The following is an 18,554-nucleotide window of genomic DNA, read 5'->3' as shown; positions in this document are numbered from 1 at the left end:
GAGAGTATCGATGCTGCAGGGAAATCGTCGCGGTAAAGGCAAGACTGTTCTGGTGGCAGGAGGTGCCGGTTTCGTCGGTTCGCATATCTGCGACGCGCTCCTCGCCCGTGGCGATTCCGTCATTTGCGTCGACAGCTATATCACCGGCTCGCGCGACAATGTCCGGCCATTGACGAACCATCCGCGCTTCCGGCTCGTGGAACAGGATGTTTGCCAGTTCCTGGACATCGGCGAGCCGCTTGACCAGATCTACAATCTGGCCTGCGCCGCGTCGCCGCCGCAGTATCAGGCAGACCCCGTCCACACGATGATGACTTGTGTCGCCGGTACAGGCAACCTGCTGGCGCTGGCCGAACGGCATGCCGCGTCTTTCCTCCAGGCCTCGACCAGTGAGGTCTACGGCGATCCGGCCGAACATCCGCAACGTGAGGATTACCGGGGCAATGTCAGCTGCACCGGACCGCGGGCCTGCTATGACGAGGGAAAACGCGCGGCGGAAGCGCTTTGCTTCGACATGTTGCGTGCCCGTCGCGTCGATGCTCGGGTTGCGCGTATTTTCAACACCTATGGGCCGCGCATGCAGGCGAATGATGGCCGTATCGTTTCCAACCTGATCGTCCAGGCGCTTTCGGGAAAACCCCTTACCATCTATGGGAGCGGCATGCAGACGCGATCATTCTGCTATGTCAGCGATCTGGTCGGCGGTCTTATGGCGCTGATGGATGTCACGCCTAATCCCGGAATGCCGGTCAATCTCGGCAATCCCGGCGAATTCACCATCAACGAACTCGCCCAGATGATCCGTTCAATGGTGCCGAGAAAGACCGTCATCGTCTACAGGCCGCTGCCGAAGGACGACCCGCAGCGCCGCCGTCCTGATATTTCCCGGGCGACGGACCTTCTCGACTGGCGGCCGACGGTGCCGCTTGCCGAAGGTCTTGGATACACGGTGGAGTGGTTTGCCAATAGTCTCGGTGGCCGTGTGCGGCGCGCAGCGGCGCCCCGCCGGCCACGGAACGTCGCTGTTTCGCAGGCGGCCCCCGCGCAAAGCTGATGGAAACTGAGGTGCGAAGGATGACCAACCTTGCTTGGAAACGCCGCACCGCCCGTTACTTCGCTCGCCGAGCTCCCCGAGAAACAAGCTATTCCCCTGCCAACCAGGGAAGCGTCACGCGGTCCCGCCAGTCCCCGATCCCGGAAAGATGAGTGGAAGCCGGCCCAGCCGCGTTACATGCGCTTAGATTTGTGTTGGAGCATCGGCCTCCACCTCGGCATAGAGCTGGCCGCACATCGTCAGCGATCGTCGCATGGCAGCGACGCGATCTTCGGCGTCTTTCAGCGAATAGGCCCAGACTTCGGTCGCCCAGCTCTTTCCATCCATCTCGTACTGAAGGGCGAATCTGTAGAGCCGTCGCTCATCCGCGTCGGTGCTTACGAAAGCGCGATCCGGATTGTCGCGGCGCTCTTTCCTGCCGGGGAAGCTTAAAACATTCACGACGCGCTCCTAGGCTCGCCTCATCGCCGGGGCCCTTCTCCGGCCTAACCAGACCATCTCGATTTCGTTCCCTTCGATCCTGGCTCGAGCAGTCTCATTGGCGCCAGGAGCGTTGTTGCGTCGCCGCCTCAGAGGCGTGCGTTAGGGCTGATGTCCCAGTCGCCGCCCGTCATTTTGAGAATGGGGTCGGCCCGTTAAGGACGCAGGCGTCAGAAAGAAGCGATTACGGATGAGAGGCGAGAACGACGGCTCGCCGGAACAGGACCGGATCATCGGCCTATTGCGGGGGGCAGAAGGTTGGCGCAAAGGCTGAGATTGCGGCAAGCACGGCAGCTCAGAAGCGACCTTTGCCGCCGTGACCCCGCAAATATCGACGCTTTTTCCGGCAAGGCTGTAAATCACCTTAGGCGTAAGCAAAACCTTTGGTCACACCGACCGAAGGAACATTTCGCGCCATGACTTTCAGATCCTCGCGAACCATTTCCGCGATCAGCTGATCGAGACTGGTCTCGTGTTTCCAGCCAAGCGTCGTGTGCGCCTTCGTCGGATCGCCAATCAGAAGATCAACTTCGGTCGGGCGGAAGTAGGCTGGATCGATCTCTACAACACACTGACCTGAAGTCTTGTCGAATCCCTTTTCCTCGACCCCGTTCCCACGCCAATCAATCGGCATGCCCACCTTGGCAAAAGCCTTTTCGACGAAGGAACGCACCGAATGCGTCTCGCCGGTCGCAAGGACATAGTCCCCCGGTTCGTCCTGTTGCAGCATCAGCCACATGCCGCGGACATATTCGCGAGCATGTCCCCAGTCGCGCTTGGCATCCAAATTGCCGAGATAGAGCCTGTCCTGCAATCCAAGGTGGATCGCCGCCGCCGCCCGCGTGATCTTGCGGGTAACGAAAGTTTCTCCGCGGATCGGGCTTTCATGATTGAACAGGATGCCGTTCGAAGCATGCATGCCGTACGCTTCGCGATAATTGACCACGATCCAATAGGCATAGAGCTTGGCTGCCGCGTAGGGTGATCGAGGGTAGAAAGGCGTCGTTTCGCTCTGCGGCACTTCTTGGACTTTGCCATAGAGCTCCGAGGTGGACGCTTGGTAGAAGCGCGTCTTCTTGGTCAGCCCCAGCAGGCGAATTGCTTCGAGCAGCCGCAGGGTGCCGGTTCCATCGGCGTTTGCGGTATATTCCGGTGTCTCGAACGAAACTTGAACGTGGCTCTGTGCGGCGAGATTATAAATCTCGTCCGGCTGCGTTTCCTGGATGACGCGGATGAGATTGGTCGAATCCGTCATATCCCCGAAGTGCAAAATGAAGCGAGGATTCTCGACATGGGGATCCTCGTACAGATGCTCGATACGACTGGTGTTGAAGGACGATGAGCGTCGTTTGAGGCCGTGAACGATATAGCCCTTGTCCAGGAGCATTTCAGCCAAATACGCACCGTCCTGACCTGTTATGCCCGTAATCAGTGCAACTTTTTGGTTCTTTGTCATACCCATATCCATGATTGCCCTCCAACTCGAACAATAGTGCGGCAGTTCATTTATGTATTATCTTCGATTTCAAAGAAAATATATTATTAATTATTGTTTTCTGAGTATCGTCGGTGTGAGGCTGGTAATATTTCATCAGAGATTTGGAAAAAAGCTCTGAATCACTGAAATTATACAGCGCGTGTTTGTCGGGGCTTACATTGTTGATCGCGACTAGGATTTCCGAATTTCGCGGGCTTTTCATTTGCTGCAGGCTGAACTCGACCGCGCGACGGCTCGTCTTCCCCCATCTGACAACGGCCAGTGTTCTTTCCGCGAGCGCAGTCAGAAGCACGGTGTCTGTCGAGGCGAGCACGGGCGCGCTATCGAAGATGACAATCCGGCCGGCCGCGCCCGCCACCTCGATGATATCTGCCAGGCCGTTCGGACGAACGCGTCGCTGAAGACTGAATTTGCCAGATGGAATGAAGTCGATACCGCTTGGATGGTGGTAGACGATGTCGCGGATATCTGCCTGGCCGTTCAGGTATTCGTTCAAACCCTGCTGTAGCCCCGACCTGAAGAACGACTCGAGTTCCCCGCGTCGAAGGTCGCCATCGACCAGCAGTACTGGAATTCCGGCGGCGGAGAGTTCGATAGCCAGCGATCTTGCGACAAGCGACTTGCCTTCTCCGCTGTGAGCCGACGTAACGACGATACTGTTCGGCACCTTGCCGCCGTTGGACTGCTTGAGTGTCAGGATCACGGTACGGAGTGCTTCGTCAAACATCGGGACCTGCACAAGCCTGAAAATCGTCTTTGGATTTTCCCTCCGCGCCAGCCGTGGAATAAGTCCCGCCGGTATCGTGCGGGCCATTCCTGCTATTTGATCGAAACTCCGGACGGACTGGTCCCACATCTCAAGTACGAAAGCAGCGGTCACGGCTGCCGAGATTGCAGCCAGGAGGGCGCCCACCAGATAGAAGAGCCTTCCGCGTCCCTGTGACACGAGCGGCACCGAAGCCGGTGAGAAAACCTCCAATTCCGCGCCCGGCAGTGTGGCCTTGGCGGCGAGGTCCCGACGCTGGTCCTCAAGCTTGTCGAGTGCGGCTTGCTCGTTTTCGGCAATACGCTGCAGTCGTGTCAATTCGGTCTGCGCCAGGGCATCGCGTGTGCGTTTTTCCTTAGCGACAGCCAAGATGGATTGCACTGCGTTGGCTTCATGATCAAGGGCGGCAAGCTTGGCGCGCATTGATTGGAGATATTGCTTGGTTGCGAGGTCGAGATCGATACGGGATTGTTCGATCTTCCTGCGTAAATCCACCACGGCCTCGGCATTGCTGTCATATAGCTCGAGCAGACGGGAAAGATCTTCCTCCTGTGCGCGAAGATCGCGTTGCTTCGTGGTGATGCTATCGGGGACGGCGATGTTCTGCACCGCCGCCGAAGGGTTATCCGCGGCTTCCAGCGCCGATATCGTCGCTTTTACCTCAAGCCGGCTTTCCTCGATTTTACCTTCGCGCCCGGTGAGTTCCAGGAGGGTTTTGATACGTTCATCCTGAGCGTCCTCTTTCGAGAGGATGTCCATCGATTCTTGATAGTTGCGGGCAGCGTCGCGAGCAATAACCGCGCGACCCTTCTGTTCGGCAATGCGCTGTCGGATCCATGTTTCCGCTGCATCCAGGCGGGCACTGACGCTGCCCTTCCGCTCGTCGAGATAAATGCTGACGACACGGTTAGGAACAGCGGCTGCGAGTTCAGCATCATTTGCCGTGAAGCTGATCTGGATAACTTCGCTCCTCTCTTCGTGCCACACTCCGAGTGCTTGATAATATTCCCGGATAGTGGCCTCGATGCTGTCTCGTGCCGCCGAAGCGGGCTTTTCCGCGTCAAACAGGCCTCGCAGGTTTGCCCGGATACTCTCAAAGAACGAGACCTTCCGCAGCGCTGGATTGAACTCGTCCCGCATGTCAAGCCGCATTTCGCGCACGACTCGCTCTGCAATACTTCTGGATAAAAGCCGCTCAGTCTCCGATTTCACGTCAAGCGGATTGCCGCGGCTGGTATCCTCCGCACCAAGTGATGTCGCGAGAGGCTGGTGGACGATCAATCGGGCCGAGGCCTGATAGGTGGGCTTCAACCCAGAGATCATAATCGCCGCGGGCGCCACCAGCAGCAAGGTTATCGCAATGATCAAGACCATTCTTCGCCGCAGCATACGAAAGGCGGATGCGAGGTCTAGGTTATCCGCCTTGATGTCGACCTGAGCGCGAGGATCATACCGCATTGGCGAGATCGGAAGGTTGCGGTCCGGCGGAACAGTGGAAATCGTCATCGTGCGGCAGCCCATCCTTGGTGTTTCGCGGATACGGTTTCGTAAAGTTTTTCAAGCGAGCGCATATAGACCATCATGCTGAAATAGTTGACATAATGCGCGCGCCCCTGGACGGAGAGGCGGATGCACAATTCTCGGTCAGACACCAGCTTTGCCAAAGCTGCGGCCAGGGCATTCTGGTCTCCCACCGGCACGAAAATCCCGGTCTCACCATCGGTAATGACTTCCTCATGCGCCCCAACACGCGTCGTTACGACGGCAAGCCCATGGGACAGTCCTTCGAGCACGGCCATTGCGAGCCCTTCGGCGTGCGACGGCAGGACCAGAATATCTGCACGCGCGCACAAGGCTCGCGCCTCACCGGCGTCAAGCCAGCCGGGCATCTCGACCCGATCGGAAAGCGCCATGGCGTCAGCCAGACGGCGATAATGCTCGACAGGACCATCGCCGGCCAGTACGGCCCGCCACCCAAGTTCTTTCATAAGCGGGTGGTTCAGGGCCGATAGAAGCTCCGTGACCCCCTTGCGTTCGCTCAACCGGCCGAGGAATACGATCAGCGGTGTCCCGCCGTCGCAAATATTATGCGTCCCGGGATCGGGGACGCAATTATGGGCGACGACCGCGCGGCGCTCGTCAACACCCAGAAGGGTCGTCAGCGTCGCGCGATCGCGCTGGCCCAGCGCCACGACACGGTCGGCATTCTGAAACATCCGACGTATGAGCCGTTGTTGACGCGGCGAGCGTTGCGCGAAATCGCCGGCGTAATCGTAGTCGTGAAGGTGCAATATGTGGCAGCACCCTAATAGCCGGGCAGCCTCGGTCAGGATCAGTTTGCGAGAAGTGCTGCCGCGGCCAGCGATGTGGATATGGTGAATGCGGTCAGGCGCAACGATCCGGTCCTTTGCCATTGTCAGGACGGCCCCGACCAGTCGCGCCGGCGAAGTCAGTTTGGACCATCGAGCCCCTCTTGTATCGGTGACGAAATGCTTCGCGCCGGTCTCTTTCGCCGTCTCTATTATATAGCCGACAAGCCTGCCGATGCCGCCGCCGTTCTCGCAGCCGCCCGGAAGATAATGGCGGACGCTAGCCGCGCTGCGGGCCGCCGGCCGGCTTCTGTCTGTGAGGGCTTCCATCAGCATGACCCGACCACCTCCCGATAAACTGCCGCGGCCCGGCCGCCGACCCGTTCAGGCGAATTCGGCCCCTTGGCCCATTCGAGCGCATTGGCGCCCAACCTGGTTCTGAGCTCGCCGTTGTCTGCCAATGTTCTGATCGCTGCCGCGAGTTCTTTGGCATCGCCGGGGGGGACCACCATCCCCAACCCGTTGGGCTCAACGGTATCCCGCAACTCGCCGACATCAGTAACGATGACCGGTTTGCCGAATGCGGCGGCAAGGTTGAGCACGCCGCTTTGGGAGGCTTCCGCATAGGGAAGCACGACGATGTCGGTGTCCAGGAAAAGCTGGGCGACCTCTGCATCCTCGATAAAACGATTGCGAATATCGTAGCGGTCGGCATCCCCCATAAGCGGCAGGAATATCGCCGGATTGTCGCCACGGCCCGCGACCGTGACGCGCAGGTTAGGAAGCGCGTCCTTGAGCATCGCTTCGGCCCGGACCAGATGTTCCAGACCCTTATAGGCGAATATCCGTCCGAACAGCAGGACGCGTATCGTTCCATCCGCTTCGCGCGCCGTCATCTTCTGTCGCCGGGCGAGCTCCGCATAGCGAAGGATGGAGGGGTGCGAAAGAACATGGACGCGGTCGGGCGATTTTGCATATCGGTCGAGGACCATCCGCTTCAGCCCCTCGCCATGCACGACAAGGTGTCCGGATTGCTTCACCATCAGTTCGGGAGCCCAGCCGGGCAAGGTACGCGTATCCGCGTCGCCCGGATGGATTTCGACGTCATGGATCGTCGTCACAAGCGGGATAGGGCGCCAGAACGGAACGGCGAGGTTCAGCCAAAGCGTCGAATTGCTGAGGAGATGAATGAGGTTCGGCTGTTCGCGCCGGATCAGGCGCGTGAGCTGGTACAGGAACCACGGATTGGAGAGAGAACGGTGTCTCGGCCAGTCCAGAAGGTGCAAATCGACAGCCGGGTCGAAGGAAGAGGCGAGATGTGCATAGCGCCGGCGCGGCACGGCAAGCACAACATCGAGGTGCTGAGCAACGCCGCTGGCAAAGGAAATGGTATAGTCTTCCAGTTCGGAAACCAATAGCAGCGCCTTCATTTCGCTACCCCCGACAAGCCCACATCCAGACCGAGCCGCGACAGGCCGCGCGCCGAGCGCAAGCTGTCGCGCGTCCGCCTGAGCAGGTTCGGCTCGCCGGCAAAGAAGAGGCCCTCGATAGCAAGCTTTAACCGCGTGAGCGCATCGGCGCCCTGCAGCTTTGCCGACGCAACGCGATAGGGATAGTGATCCCTCAGATGTAGTCTTGCCGGCAGTTCATGAGTTGAGAGAAACAGGTTCGTTGCTTCAACAGTATGCTGCCAGTGCGTCATACGTCTCCTGAGCGTCGCGGCATCTTCGGTGGGGCGATACCAATTGTTATTGTGGATGCGGTAGAATCCAAGCGGATCCGGCATGGCGATCACATCCCCCAGAAACGGATAGATTCCCACGAGCCAGGCGTCGGCCGATATGCGGAACTGTTCTGGAATGTTGCCCGCATCATCCCAAGCGCTGCGTCGTACCGCGACCGCCGAGGTCATCGGGAATGGCCACCAACCTGCAGAGCGTGTGAGCAGCGACGACAACGCGCCCGAACAGAGGGTTCGAGGGATTGGCTTGGACGTCGGCGTGCCATCGACAAGCGTCGGCTGCAGTCGATGATAGACGAGCGATGCTTGGGGGTTCGCGCGAAACGCTGCGGCGGTCGCTGATAGCTTGCTCGGTGCCCACCAGTCGTCGGCATCCAGAAAACAGAGGATCTCGCCGGTGCTCGATCCTACCGCGGCATTGATCGCAGCGGCCTGTCCGGCGTTCTCCTGAAAGATCACCTTCACCCGGTTGCCGTATGCTTCCAGAACGGAGCGCGAGTGGTCGGTGGATCCGTCATCGACGACGATTATCTCGACGTTGCCCTTGGCTTGGCTCAACACGCTGTCTATCGCCCGCCCGACAAAGCGTGCGTAGTTGTAATTGTTGATGAGGACACTGAGGGTCGGCCGTTCCATGACGCCCCCTCAGGTAGGTTGTCGCCATGCGCCGCTCTGCAGCGGCGCAAAGTTGCGCAGGAGGCCGACCGTCACGCAGCCGACGAAGTTTAGTGCCCCGCTGATGGCGATATTCAAAGTACCGCGTCGACCGAACAGCGCCTGGCGCGGAGCCAATGAGATCGCCGCTGACGACACCGCGGCGAGTGTTGCGCCGGTGGCGTTGGATGGAGAACTAGGATCATGACGCAGGAACATAGCAATCCTAAACCTTGCAGGCTTCGACTGCAGAAACAGCCTCTGCCAGAATTGTTGCCTCAGTCCAGTGGAGCGCGGCTTCACCACGATTCACAAGACATCGTCGCCACGGTACCGGTGAACGGACATGCGCAACATCTGCTCTTAAGGGCAATCATGCGGGCATGACGACCCGCCTTTGGGGTAATGCAAGCTCGGAGCTTAACCACAACATCGCCTTTGGGTGGAGAGAGGGTGCATTAGGCGTAGCCGGCCCTTCCCTAGGACAGGTTGACTGTTGATGTGGCCGGATGATTGCTTGAAAGCAGTGCCGCAAAAGGCCGAGACCTGTTGTTTTGATCCGTCGGATCAAGAGTCGCTTGTCTGTTCAACTCAGTCGGAACGGATCATGGGAGTAGCTAGCCTCAGAACTGCCAGCGGACCAACCATCAGTTGGCGGGCCATAGAATGCTGGGGCGCCGGCATATCCCTTTTTTTTCAGACAGGCGCCCTTCTGCCACTTATGCTGTCAGACGCGGACGGCACGCTCAGCGAATCTGCCAAATCTATACTGCGTCTTCCTTGCCTTCCAATATATGCATTTACAATCTTGGTCCTGATACGCAATTTTCCGCAATTTCTAACGGCGGTCAGGCGAAATCTGATTGTTCCCCTGATCCTCGCCCTGCCGTTTTTGTCGACCTTGTGGTCAATAGGACCTTCATCGACCTTGAGGCGCGCAATCGGCCTTTTATTTTGCGTGCTTCTTTCCTACGTCCTGGCGATCCGTTTCACGCCAAGGCAGTTGCTGTTCCTGTTATTTGTGACCCTGGGAGCCTGTATCCTCCTCAGTGTGGTTATCTCTGTGGTGTCACCAGCCCTCGCCACTATGCCGGATGGTGCGATGCGGGGAGTCTTCGTTCACAAGAACGTGCTTGGCTGGTACGCGGCGCTGATGATCTTGGTGGCGACCGCCGTGCTGATCGACGGCAAGCTCGACCTCCGGCGAACCGCGTTCATCCTGTTGGCCGCGGGTATCATCTGCCTGGCGAGCTCCGGATCGATGACCGCAATCATTGCGACGATAGTCGCGTTTTGCCTGATCGGCTTTTATTCCCTCCTGCAAAGAAGCAGTAGCATTGGCCGCATCGTCATCGTGCTGTTTTTCATCCAGCTGTCTGTCGGCATTCTGATTTCGCTTCACGAATTCCTGGTTCCGGCCCTTGAAGCGCTCGGCAAGGACGCGACCTTGACGGGTCGGGTGCCATTATGGGAGCTGGTTGATCGCGAGATATCCGATCGTTGGCTGCTCGGTTATGGTTACCAGGCATTCTGGACGGACGCGAACCCCGAAGCGGCGCACATCTGGACAAAGATAGGATGGGCCGCGCCCCACTCACATAATGGATATCGCGATATCTTGTTAAGCTTTGGAGTAATGGGAATGATCCCGTTTGCCCTGATGCTTCCCCATGCAATCCGCCAGGGCGCTTTCCTTCATTGTTATGATGCGCAGTATGGATGGCTCTGGCTCAATGTCCTTACGATCATGATCCTGGTGATGAATCTGACCGAGAGTATTTTTTTGGTTCAGAATGACGCGATCTTCATCCTGTTCACCACAGCCATCATCATGTTTTCGCTGTATGCGCCCGTCGTTTCGAGCAGCCCTTCGCCATCTTGGCAGGCGTCTCGCGTGGCCGTATGAGAGGGTTGCAGAAATCATGAGGCGGCGTTTTGGACTGATCCTGAGCATCTTGCCTGTCATGCTCTTTCCCAATTCCGGCAGTTCGGCTTCAGCCGAAAAGGATATGGTCGCGCCTGAGCGCCTGCAAATGCTCATCCGGGAAACGATCTGCGCGGAAGCTTTCGCGACCTCGTCAGTCAAATTGCAGGGGACGGATCTAAACGACGTGTTGAGAAGCAGCACCGCGGCGCGGACGATATTTTACGTCTCTCCCGATGGAGAAGACAGTTGGAGCGGCCTGCTCCCGACTGCAAGTCAGCCGGGCGGCGACGGCCCCTTCGCCAGCATTGAAAGGGCCCGTGATGCAGCCCGTGACAAGGGCGGGCCTGCCACGATCGCGCTCGGTACGGGCGATTACTATCTTACTCAGCCGATTGTCTTCGACGCTCGCGACGCGGGCTTGATCCTGACGGCAAGATGCAATGAAACGCCGGTTCTGCATGGGGGGCCAAGACTGCCCAACTGGGCGCAGCAGTCTGATGGCCGCTGGACGGCGCCGCTGACGCTGCCGCCGGATGCAGGCGTCGGCGACCTTTTCGTCGATGGGATACGGCAAAACCGGGCTCGATTCCCCAACGCTCCCGCTGATGGCGACCCACGCAAGGGTTGGTTATTCGCGGCAAAGTGCGAGCCAGCAATCGATATGTGGGAAGGAAACACGCGCTTTTGTTTCCATGCCGGCGATCTTCCGGAACTGGGGGATGCGAGCGGGCTGGTCGTCGACATCGTTGGAGGTTTTCAACCCGGAAGCCAGTGGGGCAATGATACGCTTCCGGTCGTATCAATCGATGGCACCGGCCGGACCGTCCGTACCAAAGGCACGAGCTATTTCTTTACCGCAGAAGGCAGTCGCTACTTTTTGAGCGGAGCCAAGGCCTTGCTCGACGCGCCTGGAGAGTGGTGGCACGACCGTGTCGTGGGCCGGCTTCATTATATCCCTATCGGTCAGTCGTTTCCGAGTTCCGTCGTCGTTGCGGGTGTCCTGCCGACATTCTTGAAATTGGATGGCGCCAATGGGATGGTTGTATCCGGGCTCGAGATTAGAGACGGAGCGCCTGAAGGCAGCGGGAAATTCTATACGGATACAAGAGGGTTTGGCGCCATCCGGATCGAACACGCCGACGGTGTCCAAATCCTCGGCAACAATATCGAGAATGTCGGCGTCGGGATCCATGTGACGGAAAGCAAGAACGCGTTGATTGCCGGCAACGTGATCGCGGATGCGGCTGGCAACGGCATTTACGTCGGCACGAATTATGGCACCTTCGGCAAGTCGGACGGAGCCAGAATCCTTTCAAACCACATCCATGACATTGGAACTGTGTATCTGGAGACCGCCGGAGTATGGTTCCAGGCGGCCGACAATGTCAGAATTGCCGACAACCTCATCGAAAACACGGCGCAGTTCGGCATCACCGGCGGTTCGCTGTGGGGTTCTAACGACGCCGTCTATAACGCCGTCATAGAGCACAACGTGATCCGTAACGCCAACCAGCGGACCGCAGATGGCGGTGCCATCAAGATGATGGGCGAGCAGGCCGACTCCTTGAAAAGCACCATCCGCTCCAATCTCGTGACCGGGACCGGCCATCTCATGAACAGAGCTGACGGAACGTTCTGGCCTCCCGGATATGAAAACACCAGCGAATGGCCCACTCCAATCAGCTGGGCAATCTATACGGATGGCAAGGCGAGCGGGCTGCGCATCGAAGGAAATTCGCTCTCGGATAACGTCGCGGCGATCGGCATCAACGGCGGCTGGAGCAACCTGGTGACCGGAAACGTGATTGCACGCGGATCGGGTGCGGCCTTTCGAGTTGACGACAGTACCGGCAGAGGCTGGCACCCGCCATGGGCTGAGCCAAACCGTATCGAGAACAACGTTGTGTCGATTGACAGTAGCAGCCGGCTGGCAGCATACGTCTACGCTCCAGACCACGGGCCTGGATATGTGCAGTTCTCCGGTAACCGCTACATCGGCAATTTGAACGATAGAAGCTTCCGAATAGAACCTAGGATCATGCGCTTCGGAGAATTTGGCAGTCTGAGTGATCTCCAGAGGGCCGGGGCGGATACGGGAAGCGTCATCGCGCCAGAGTAACAAACGGGCGCCCATGACGAGCGCCTTCTGCGGTCAGGTCCGGAGTTATGCAGCGGAGAGCGCCGATCAAGATGCTGCACGGGCCCGGTCGACGAATGTAGGCAGCGCCGGCGATGTCGTTTGACCGTCCCGGCCTTAGCCGGTGAGAACGACGTTAGGCGGTTTAGCGATCTCATTGATCTTTCTGCGGCCGCCTGCCTCTGTCGGCATCGACCAAAGGCTTGTTAGCCGGAGCCGTCATCTGCCTATCGGCTCACCATGTCTGTCTTCCCGCTTTGTTAATGCCCTAGCCTGGCCAATCTTGCTCGGGGCGCAAAACTTCTTCGGCATCTTCGCCTTCAACTAAGCCTCCAATTCGGGGCGACGGTTATCATAAGGAGCATCGTGGCACACCATGGGGTACGCAGACTTACTTCCAATATTGTAAGTCATCTCGGCGTAAGACGTAAACGGGAAGTCTATTCTACGTCCAATAGCTGGAGCAGCAAGTATGGAGGCAATCGGCCTACCAGGATATTCTGATGACAGTTTCGGTCGCGAAAGCGCAGGTCATGAGAAAGCAACCAGCAGGCAGCCAGGCTTCAGTTCTTCATTCAGAGGGCGCGCTCAAATGGACGAATGTCCTTGGTGTTCGCATTTCGGCGGTCAATCTTAAAAGCGCGACCGGACTTATTCAAAACGCGATCGAAGACGGCAGGAAGGGATATGTGTGCGTTCGGGACGCACACGGCGTCGTCCGATGTCAGGATGATGCCGAGCTTCGGTCGATACATAACCGGGCGTTCCTCGTGACCCCTGATGGCATGCCGTTGGTATGGGCATTGAAACGTGCTGGCCATTTGGAGAGCGACCGGGTTTACGGTCCTGACCTGATGCTTTCTGTTTTCGATGCGGGCAGATCCAAGGGCTCGCGCCACTTCCTTTATGGCGCAACAACCCGGACGCTGGAGCAGTTGCAGGCGCGCCTTCTCGCAAGATTCCCGGACGCGCAGATAGTCGGCTCCTACGCACCGCCTTTTCATCAATTGTCGCTGCAAGAAGAGGCGGATATTGCAGATCGGCTCAATCAGTCAGGCGCGGATATTATCTGGGTCGGTCTCAGCAGCCCCAAGCAGGAACTCTGGATGGCTCGCATGCGCGATCGTCTGGATGCTTCGATGCTCATCGGCGTCGGAGCTGCTTTCGACTTCCACGCCGGTCTGAAGCGACAGGCGCCCAGGATCATTCAAAGAAGCGGCTTCGAATGGGCGTTTCGTCTTCTATGCGAGCCGCGACGGCTGTGGCGGCGCTATGCGCTTGTCGTGCCGACCTTCATCTCATTGACAGCATTCCAGAGACTGGGACTTCGGAAGTTTCCAATCGAAGACGAGGTTTTTGGGTCGAGCGCGCCTAAAGCAGTAGCCGTAAAGGTGTAAAGCCACATGTCCCTACTAGCGTCGATATCCGACCTGCCGAAGGCAATCACCTCAAATGATGCGACCGCCACGCGAACGGGTCCGGCAAATTCTGTCCCGCCAATGGCAAACGCCACGCCGGGCGCTGCGTTCAGCAGGGGGCTAAGGCTGAATATGCCAGCTCCACTCAGACGCAGGATACCTCGGCTCGCTACGTCATCATTGTTGGTTGGCGCCGACATTGCGGGTTATCTGATAGCCTATTCTGTTCTTCTGCCGTTTCTTCCCGACGGGTCGGAGAACATGGTGCTGGAGCGTGCTTTCGCCCTCGCGGCCCTGGCAGCGATCATCCTCTATGCATCGAGCGCGCTCTATCCCGGCTATCGGCTTCATGACCACGAGCATCTGCGCCGCCGCACGACAGCGTCGGGCAAGGTCGCGGTCATCGCAGCGCTGGCGGCGATCCTTCTACCGGAAGGGACCGGAGCGCTGCTTCCCATCTTCGGGTTTCTCGGCCTCGGGTTGATTTTTCAGCCTGCCATGCATGGGGTTGCCCGTGGTCTGTCGCGGAGACTTGGATTCTGGGGAGAGCGGGCGGTGATCATCGGTGGCCGCAATCGTATCCCCGCCCTCATGGCGCATTTCACAGACCATTGGCAGTATGGCATTCGGCCGGAACCCTGCGAGCCCAATTTTTCGGAACTGTCACCTGATGACCGCCCATCGATTGCCTTGATCGCCGATGATATGGGCTCGCTTACCGCTGAGTTGGCGACATTACGCAAGACCTTCGCCGAGGTCATCCTGCTCTCCGACACGCCCAACCTCAAGGTAACCGGATTGCGGCCGGCTGACATCGGCGGAGAGATCGGTGTTCGCCTGGCGAGCAGCAGGGGGGCGGCAAACTCGAATCTGGTGCGTCGCGCCCTTGATCTCGCGATCGCAATCCCCGCGGTGCTGGTGCTTATGCCCATCATTCTCATTGCTGCTGCCGCGATCTACGCCATCGATCCGGGGCCGGTCTTCTTCAGGCACGCCAGGGAAGGCTTGTTTGGCAAGCCGGTGCACGTGCTGAAGCTCAGGACGATGTACAGAGATGCGGAACAACGCCTCGAAGCGTTGTTCCGAGACAATCCAGTCGCACAAGCCGAATGGTCCACTCACTTCAAGCTTCGGGAGGACCCGCGCGTCTTGCCGGTGATCGGGCATCTCCTTCGCGCATCGAGCATCGATGAACTCCCGCAGCTCGTGAATATCATTGCAGGGGAAATGGCATTGGTGGGACCCCGTCCGTTTCCGGAGTATCACCTCTCGGCGATGGATGGCGAATTTCGCGACAAGCGGCGTTCGGTCACACCGGGGCTGACGGGCCTCTGGCAGATATCCGAACGGAGCAATGCGGATCTCGAACTCCAGCAGCAACTCGACGGGTTCTATATCGACAACCGGTCATTGTGGTTCGACTGGCACATCCTTCTCAGCACAATTCCTGCGGTCTTAAAGGGCAAGGGAGCTTGCTGACCTTTTTCTCGTCTGCGGGCAACTATCAAACAACGGAGCACATCAATGCACGGACACAAGCGAATTTTGGTTACCGGCGGCACCGGATTTCTGGGCTCATTCCTGTGCGAAAGGCTTTTGCGAGAGGGCAATGATGTCCTCTGCGTGGACAACTACTACACCGGTTCGCGCGACAATGTGCTGCATCTTCTTGACGATCCTCGCTTCGAGGTGCTCCGGCACGACATTACCTTCCCGCTTTATGTGGAAGTCGACGAGATCTACAATCTCGCCTGTCCAGCATCTCCGGTTCACTATCAGCACGACCCCGTGCAGACCGTGAAGACCAATGTACATGGGGCCATCAACATGCTTGGCTTGGCCAAGCGTACCAAGGCGAAAATCTTTCAGGCATCGACGAGCGAAGTTTATGGCGATCCCGCGGTCCACCCTCAACCTGAGGAGTATCGAGGCAGCGTTAATCCCATAGGCCCGCGCGCATGCTACGACGAAGGCAAGCGGTGCGCCGAGACGCTGTTCTTCGACTATCATCGCCAATATGGCGTGGAAATTCGGGTAGCGCGGATCTTCAATACCTACGGGCCGCGCATGCAGACCAATGACGGACGGGTCGTCTCCAACTTCATCGTTCAGGCGCTTCAAAACGAACCGATCACCATCTTCGGCAACGGCACGCAGACGCGCTCATTTTGCTATGTAGACGATCTGATCGAGGGCTTCATCCGCCTGATGGGGACGCCGGCCGGTGTTACCGGTCCGATCAATCTCGGTAACCCAGGAGAATTCCAGGTCCGGGAACTGGCCGAAATGGTAATCGCGATGACGGGCTCGAAATCACGCATCGTTTACAATCCCTTGCCGATGGACGATCCGACGCAGCGCAAGCCCGACATTTCCCGCGCACAGCAGGACCTCGGCTGGCAACCGAATGTGAACCTTCGTGAGGGGCTTGAGAGAACGATCGCTTATTTCGAGTGGAAGCTTTCTGGTGGATTAAAGAACAGGATTGGTGTCAACTCCTGGCAAGAGCCCTATCCACATCTGGCAGCTCCGAGCGTCGAAGTCACTGCTCCTGGAGCCATCCGATAGGGACATGAACAGCAAGGTTGATCATCGAAAACCGCGCCTCGTTTTTTTCCAATGGGACCACCAACCCAATGCGAACGCGGCCGGTTACCTGCTGCTGCACATGCAGCAGCAGGTCAAATGCCTGGCAACACATTTCGATGTCGTCGTCGTTAACCGCGACTGCGATTATGCAGAGATATGCGACAGGTACGAACCGGATCTGACGCTGTTTGAAAGCGGCTATCGGTCGCACGGCTCACGTCGGATAAAAATTACCAACACCACTACCAATCTCGCGGTCCCGAAGCTTGGCCTTCACAATGCCGACCCATGGTGCGATCGGCGCGCCGGCTTCCTTTCCGATATGGAGCAGTGGGGCATCGAGACCTATTTCGCAATCGCAACGATGACTCCGGAATACATGCCGGCGGTAAAGGAAAATCTGTTCGTCTGGCCAAATTTCATCGATCCCGAAGTCTACCGCGACTATGGGCAGCAAAAGGTCATCCCGGTCACCCTCACAGGTCAGGCCTACGGCCTCTATCCCTGGCGACAGGCGATTTTTCCGATCATCCGCGACCGTTATCCCTGCCTGGTCTCACCGCAACACGCCTATGAGAGCAAGCTGGCGTCCCGGCTCTTATCCGGAGAGGCCTATGCGCGCGCGCTCAACGCAAGCCTCGTCGCCCCCACATGCGGCACCATGGGCGGCGAGGTCGTGCGCAAGCATTTTGAGATCCCCGGGGCAAAGTCCTGTCTCGTGGCGGAACGAACGGCAGCGGTGGAGGCGGCTGGCTTTGTCGACATGGAGAACTGTGTTTTTGTCGACAGCAGCAACGTGGTCGAGAAACTGGATTACCTTTTTGCTCATCCCGACGAAATACGGCGGATCACCGCAGCTGGTTACGACTTGGTCCATTCGTGTCATACATTGACCCACAGGCCGCAAATATATCAGTGGTTCATGCTCAGCCAAGGCCTGCAGGTCGGCGAAAAGATCATCCAATCCGGCCCCTTCGGCAAACTTGCGAAGGTAGGGCGTACCTCAATGCAACAAAGCGTCCACATCGTGGGAGAAGCGAGCGACCGCGCTTTGCTGAAGCAGGGGGACTTGCTCCTCGAGCAGGGCAGAGTGGAGGACGCCAAGCACTGCTACGAACGCTGCCTGGACTTTGTCTCCTACCTGCCCGAAGCGAAATTCCGCCTTGCCTTATGTGCATTGGAAGAGGGCGACGCCGATCGCGCCTCGGGCCTTCTGGTAGACCTCGTAAAGGTAACGATGACAGACTATGGGGCGCTCGACCCGGATCCGGTCGAATGGGCTTATTTCCTTCTCGCTTTGATCTGCAGAGGCCAGCTTAAGCAGGCGTCCAAGCTGCAAGACTTTTATCCATCTCTATTTCACGACGAAATCAGGCGCGCGCACCTTGTCATCGCGCAACTCGGTGGTTCGGTTGATGCGGTTGTCCCGAGATCGGATGGCAGCGATCGGAAAAGCGTTCATCAGCTTCCCGATCGGACGGATTCCGAGTGGCTCGTATGGTTCACCGATATTCTTGAGCGGTGTCAGCGGCTTGATCTTGCAAATAGTCTGCGGCTTGCCACCCTTGGGGGCAGCGCAGCCGGCGAGAAGACGAAAGCTCCACACTTCGAAGCTGATGGCGGTTTGCGCCTGCGACTCTATTCAGGCATCGATGGTCTGATGGTGAAACTGCGCCTGAACGGCTTGCGCCCGAATGTGCCGCCTCTGCCGGAGTTCCGATATTTCTGGCACCTGGCGCGGGGTCTGGTTCCTCACTCGCAGAGAGGCTCTTTGCGCAGGATTCAAATGGCGCTTTCACGGCCTCCAAGGAACATCCGTAATTGACTTGCGAAAAATGTAGGTGTGGGTTGCGACACCTGGAAGGCGCGTGGGAAAGAACTCAACTGAGCCTAGGCGCCACCCGATGACAATCCATGATGTCAGATTATCGACTCGGTGGCGCATTTTCCGTGCCGCCACCGAGATGTTTAGAAGAAAATG

14 protein-coding genes are annotated in these 18,554 nt (G+C 58.1%); 7 read left to right on the top strand and 7 right to left on the bottom strand.

All coding sequences use genetic code 11. The annotated features are described in order from the left end of the window. Nucleotides 1-10 precede the first annotated feature (10 nt). Nucleotides 11-1,054 (top strand): UDP-glucuronic acid decarboxylase family protein, encoded by a 1,044-nt coding sequence (locus EFR00_RS29765; RefSeq protein WP_040112872.1) that lies wholly within the window; start codon nucleotides 11-13, stop codon nucleotides 1,052-1,054. A gap of 183 nt (nucleotides 1,055-1,237) precedes the next feature. Here EFR00_RS29765 and EFR00_RS29760 read toward each other — a convergent pair whose 3' ends face one another. From EFR00_RS29760 to EFR00_RS29730, 7 genes are all read right to left on the bottom strand, one after another. Beyond that, nucleotides 1,238-1,495: a hypothetical protein gene (locus tag EFR00_RS29760; RefSeq protein WP_009995491.1), complete on the bottom strand. Its 258-nt coding sequence runs from the start codon at nucleotides 1,493-1,495 to the stop codon at nucleotides 1,238-1,240. Between the two features lie 403 nt (nucleotides 1,496-1,898). Further along, nucleotides 1,899-3,002 (bottom strand): GDP-mannose 4,6-dehydratase, encoded by a 1,104-nt coding sequence (gene gmd / locus EFR00_RS29755; RefSeq protein WP_040112874.1) that lies wholly within the window; start codon nucleotides 3,000-3,002, stop codon nucleotides 1,899-1,901. A gap of 34 nt (nucleotides 3,003-3,036) precedes the next feature. Continuing rightward, nucleotides 3,037-5,304 (bottom strand): GumC family protein, encoded by a 2,268-nt coding sequence (locus EFR00_RS29750; RefSeq protein WP_077993533.1) that lies wholly within the window; start codon nucleotides 5,302-5,304, stop codon nucleotides 3,037-3,039. Next, on the bottom strand, nucleotides 5,301-6,443 hold the full coding sequence (locus tag EFR00_RS29745) for a glycosyltransferase family 4 protein (protein ID WP_040112875.1): 1,143 nt from the start codon (nucleotides 6,441-6,443) through the stop codon (nucleotides 5,301-5,303). Before EFR00_RS29745 ends, EFR00_RS29750 begins: the two co-directional genes overlap by 4 nt. Beyond that, the gene (locus tag EFR00_RS29740; RefSeq protein ID WP_077993478.1) at nucleotides 6,437-7,537 is read right to left on the bottom strand and encodes a glycosyltransferase family 4 protein; all 1,101 of its coding nucleotides are present in this window, start codon (nucleotides 7,535-7,537) and stop codon (nucleotides 6,437-6,439) included. The genes EFR00_RS29745 and EFR00_RS29740 overlap by 7 nt, the downstream gene beginning before the upstream one ends. Continuing rightward, nucleotides 7,534-8,484, bottom strand: a complete 951-nt coding sequence (locus tag EFR00_RS29735) for a glycosyltransferase family 2 protein (protein ID WP_009995402.1) — start codon at nucleotides 8,482-8,484, stop codon at nucleotides 7,534-7,536. The genes EFR00_RS29740 and EFR00_RS29735 overlap by 4 nt, the downstream gene beginning before the upstream one ends. A 9-nt stretch (nucleotides 8,485-8,493) precedes the next feature. Then, nucleotides 8,494-8,721: a hypothetical protein gene (locus tag EFR00_RS29730; RefSeq protein WP_077993530.1), complete on the bottom strand. Its 228-nt coding sequence runs from the start codon at nucleotides 8,719-8,721 to the stop codon at nucleotides 8,494-8,496. Between the two features lie 388 nt (nucleotides 8,722-9,109). Between EFR00_RS29730 and EFR00_RS29725 the strand changes: the two genes are divergently transcribed. The 6 genes from EFR00_RS29725 to EFR00_RS29700 all read left to right on the top strand — a co-directional run bounded on the left by EFR00_RS29725 (nucleotide 9,110) and on the right by EFR00_RS29700 (nucleotide 18,398). Then, the gene (locus EFR00_RS29725) at nucleotides 9,110-10,408 is read left to right on the top strand and encodes an O-antigen ligase family protein (protein WP_077993477.1); all 1,299 of its coding nucleotides are present in this window, start codon (nucleotides 9,110-9,112) and stop codon (nucleotides 10,406-10,408) included. Between the two features lie 16 nt (nucleotides 10,409-10,424). After that, the gene (locus EFR00_RS29720) at nucleotides 10,425-12,548 is read left to right on the top strand and encodes a right-handed parallel beta-helix repeat-containing protein (protein ID WP_077993475.1); all 2,124 of its coding nucleotides are present in this window, start codon (nucleotides 10,425-10,427) and stop codon (nucleotides 12,546-12,548) included. Between the two features lie 551 nt (nucleotides 12,549-13,099). Next, complete coding sequence (locus EFR00_RS29715) at nucleotides 13,100-13,963, top strand: WecB/TagA/CpsF family glycosyltransferase (RefSeq protein ID WP_077993529.1); 864 nt, start codon at nucleotides 13,100-13,102, stop codon at nucleotides 13,961-13,963. A 6-nt stretch (nucleotides 13,964-13,969) separates the two neighbouring features. Beyond that, on the top strand, nucleotides 13,970-15,463 hold the full coding sequence (locus EFR00_RS29710; RefSeq protein ID WP_164519072.1) for a sugar transferase: 1,494 nt from the start codon (nucleotides 13,970-13,972) through the stop codon (nucleotides 15,461-15,463). A 45-nt stretch (nucleotides 15,464-15,508) separates the two neighbouring features. Next, nucleotides 15,509-16,552, top strand: coding sequence for a UDP-glucuronic acid decarboxylase family protein (locus EFR00_RS29705; RefSeq protein WP_077993470.1), 1,044 nt, complete (start codon nucleotides 15,509-15,511; stop codon nucleotides 16,550-16,552). Nucleotides 16,553-16,556: 4 nt separating this feature from the next. Further along, complete coding sequence (locus tag EFR00_RS29700; RefSeq protein WP_077993468.1) at nucleotides 16,557-18,398, top strand: glycosyltransferase family protein; 1,842 nt, start codon at nucleotides 16,557-16,559, stop codon at nucleotides 18,396-18,398. Nucleotides 18,399-18,554: the final 156 nt, after the last annotated feature.

The organism is Rhizobium sophoriradicis (assembly GCF_003939025.1).
GTDB classification, from domain to species: domain Bacteria; phylum Pseudomonadota; class Alphaproteobacteria; order Rhizobiales; family Rhizobiaceae; genus Rhizobium; species Rhizobium sophoriradicis.
Note: the sequence above shows the minus strand (reverse complement) of the source record. Positions and strands in the feature narration are given on the sequence as shown.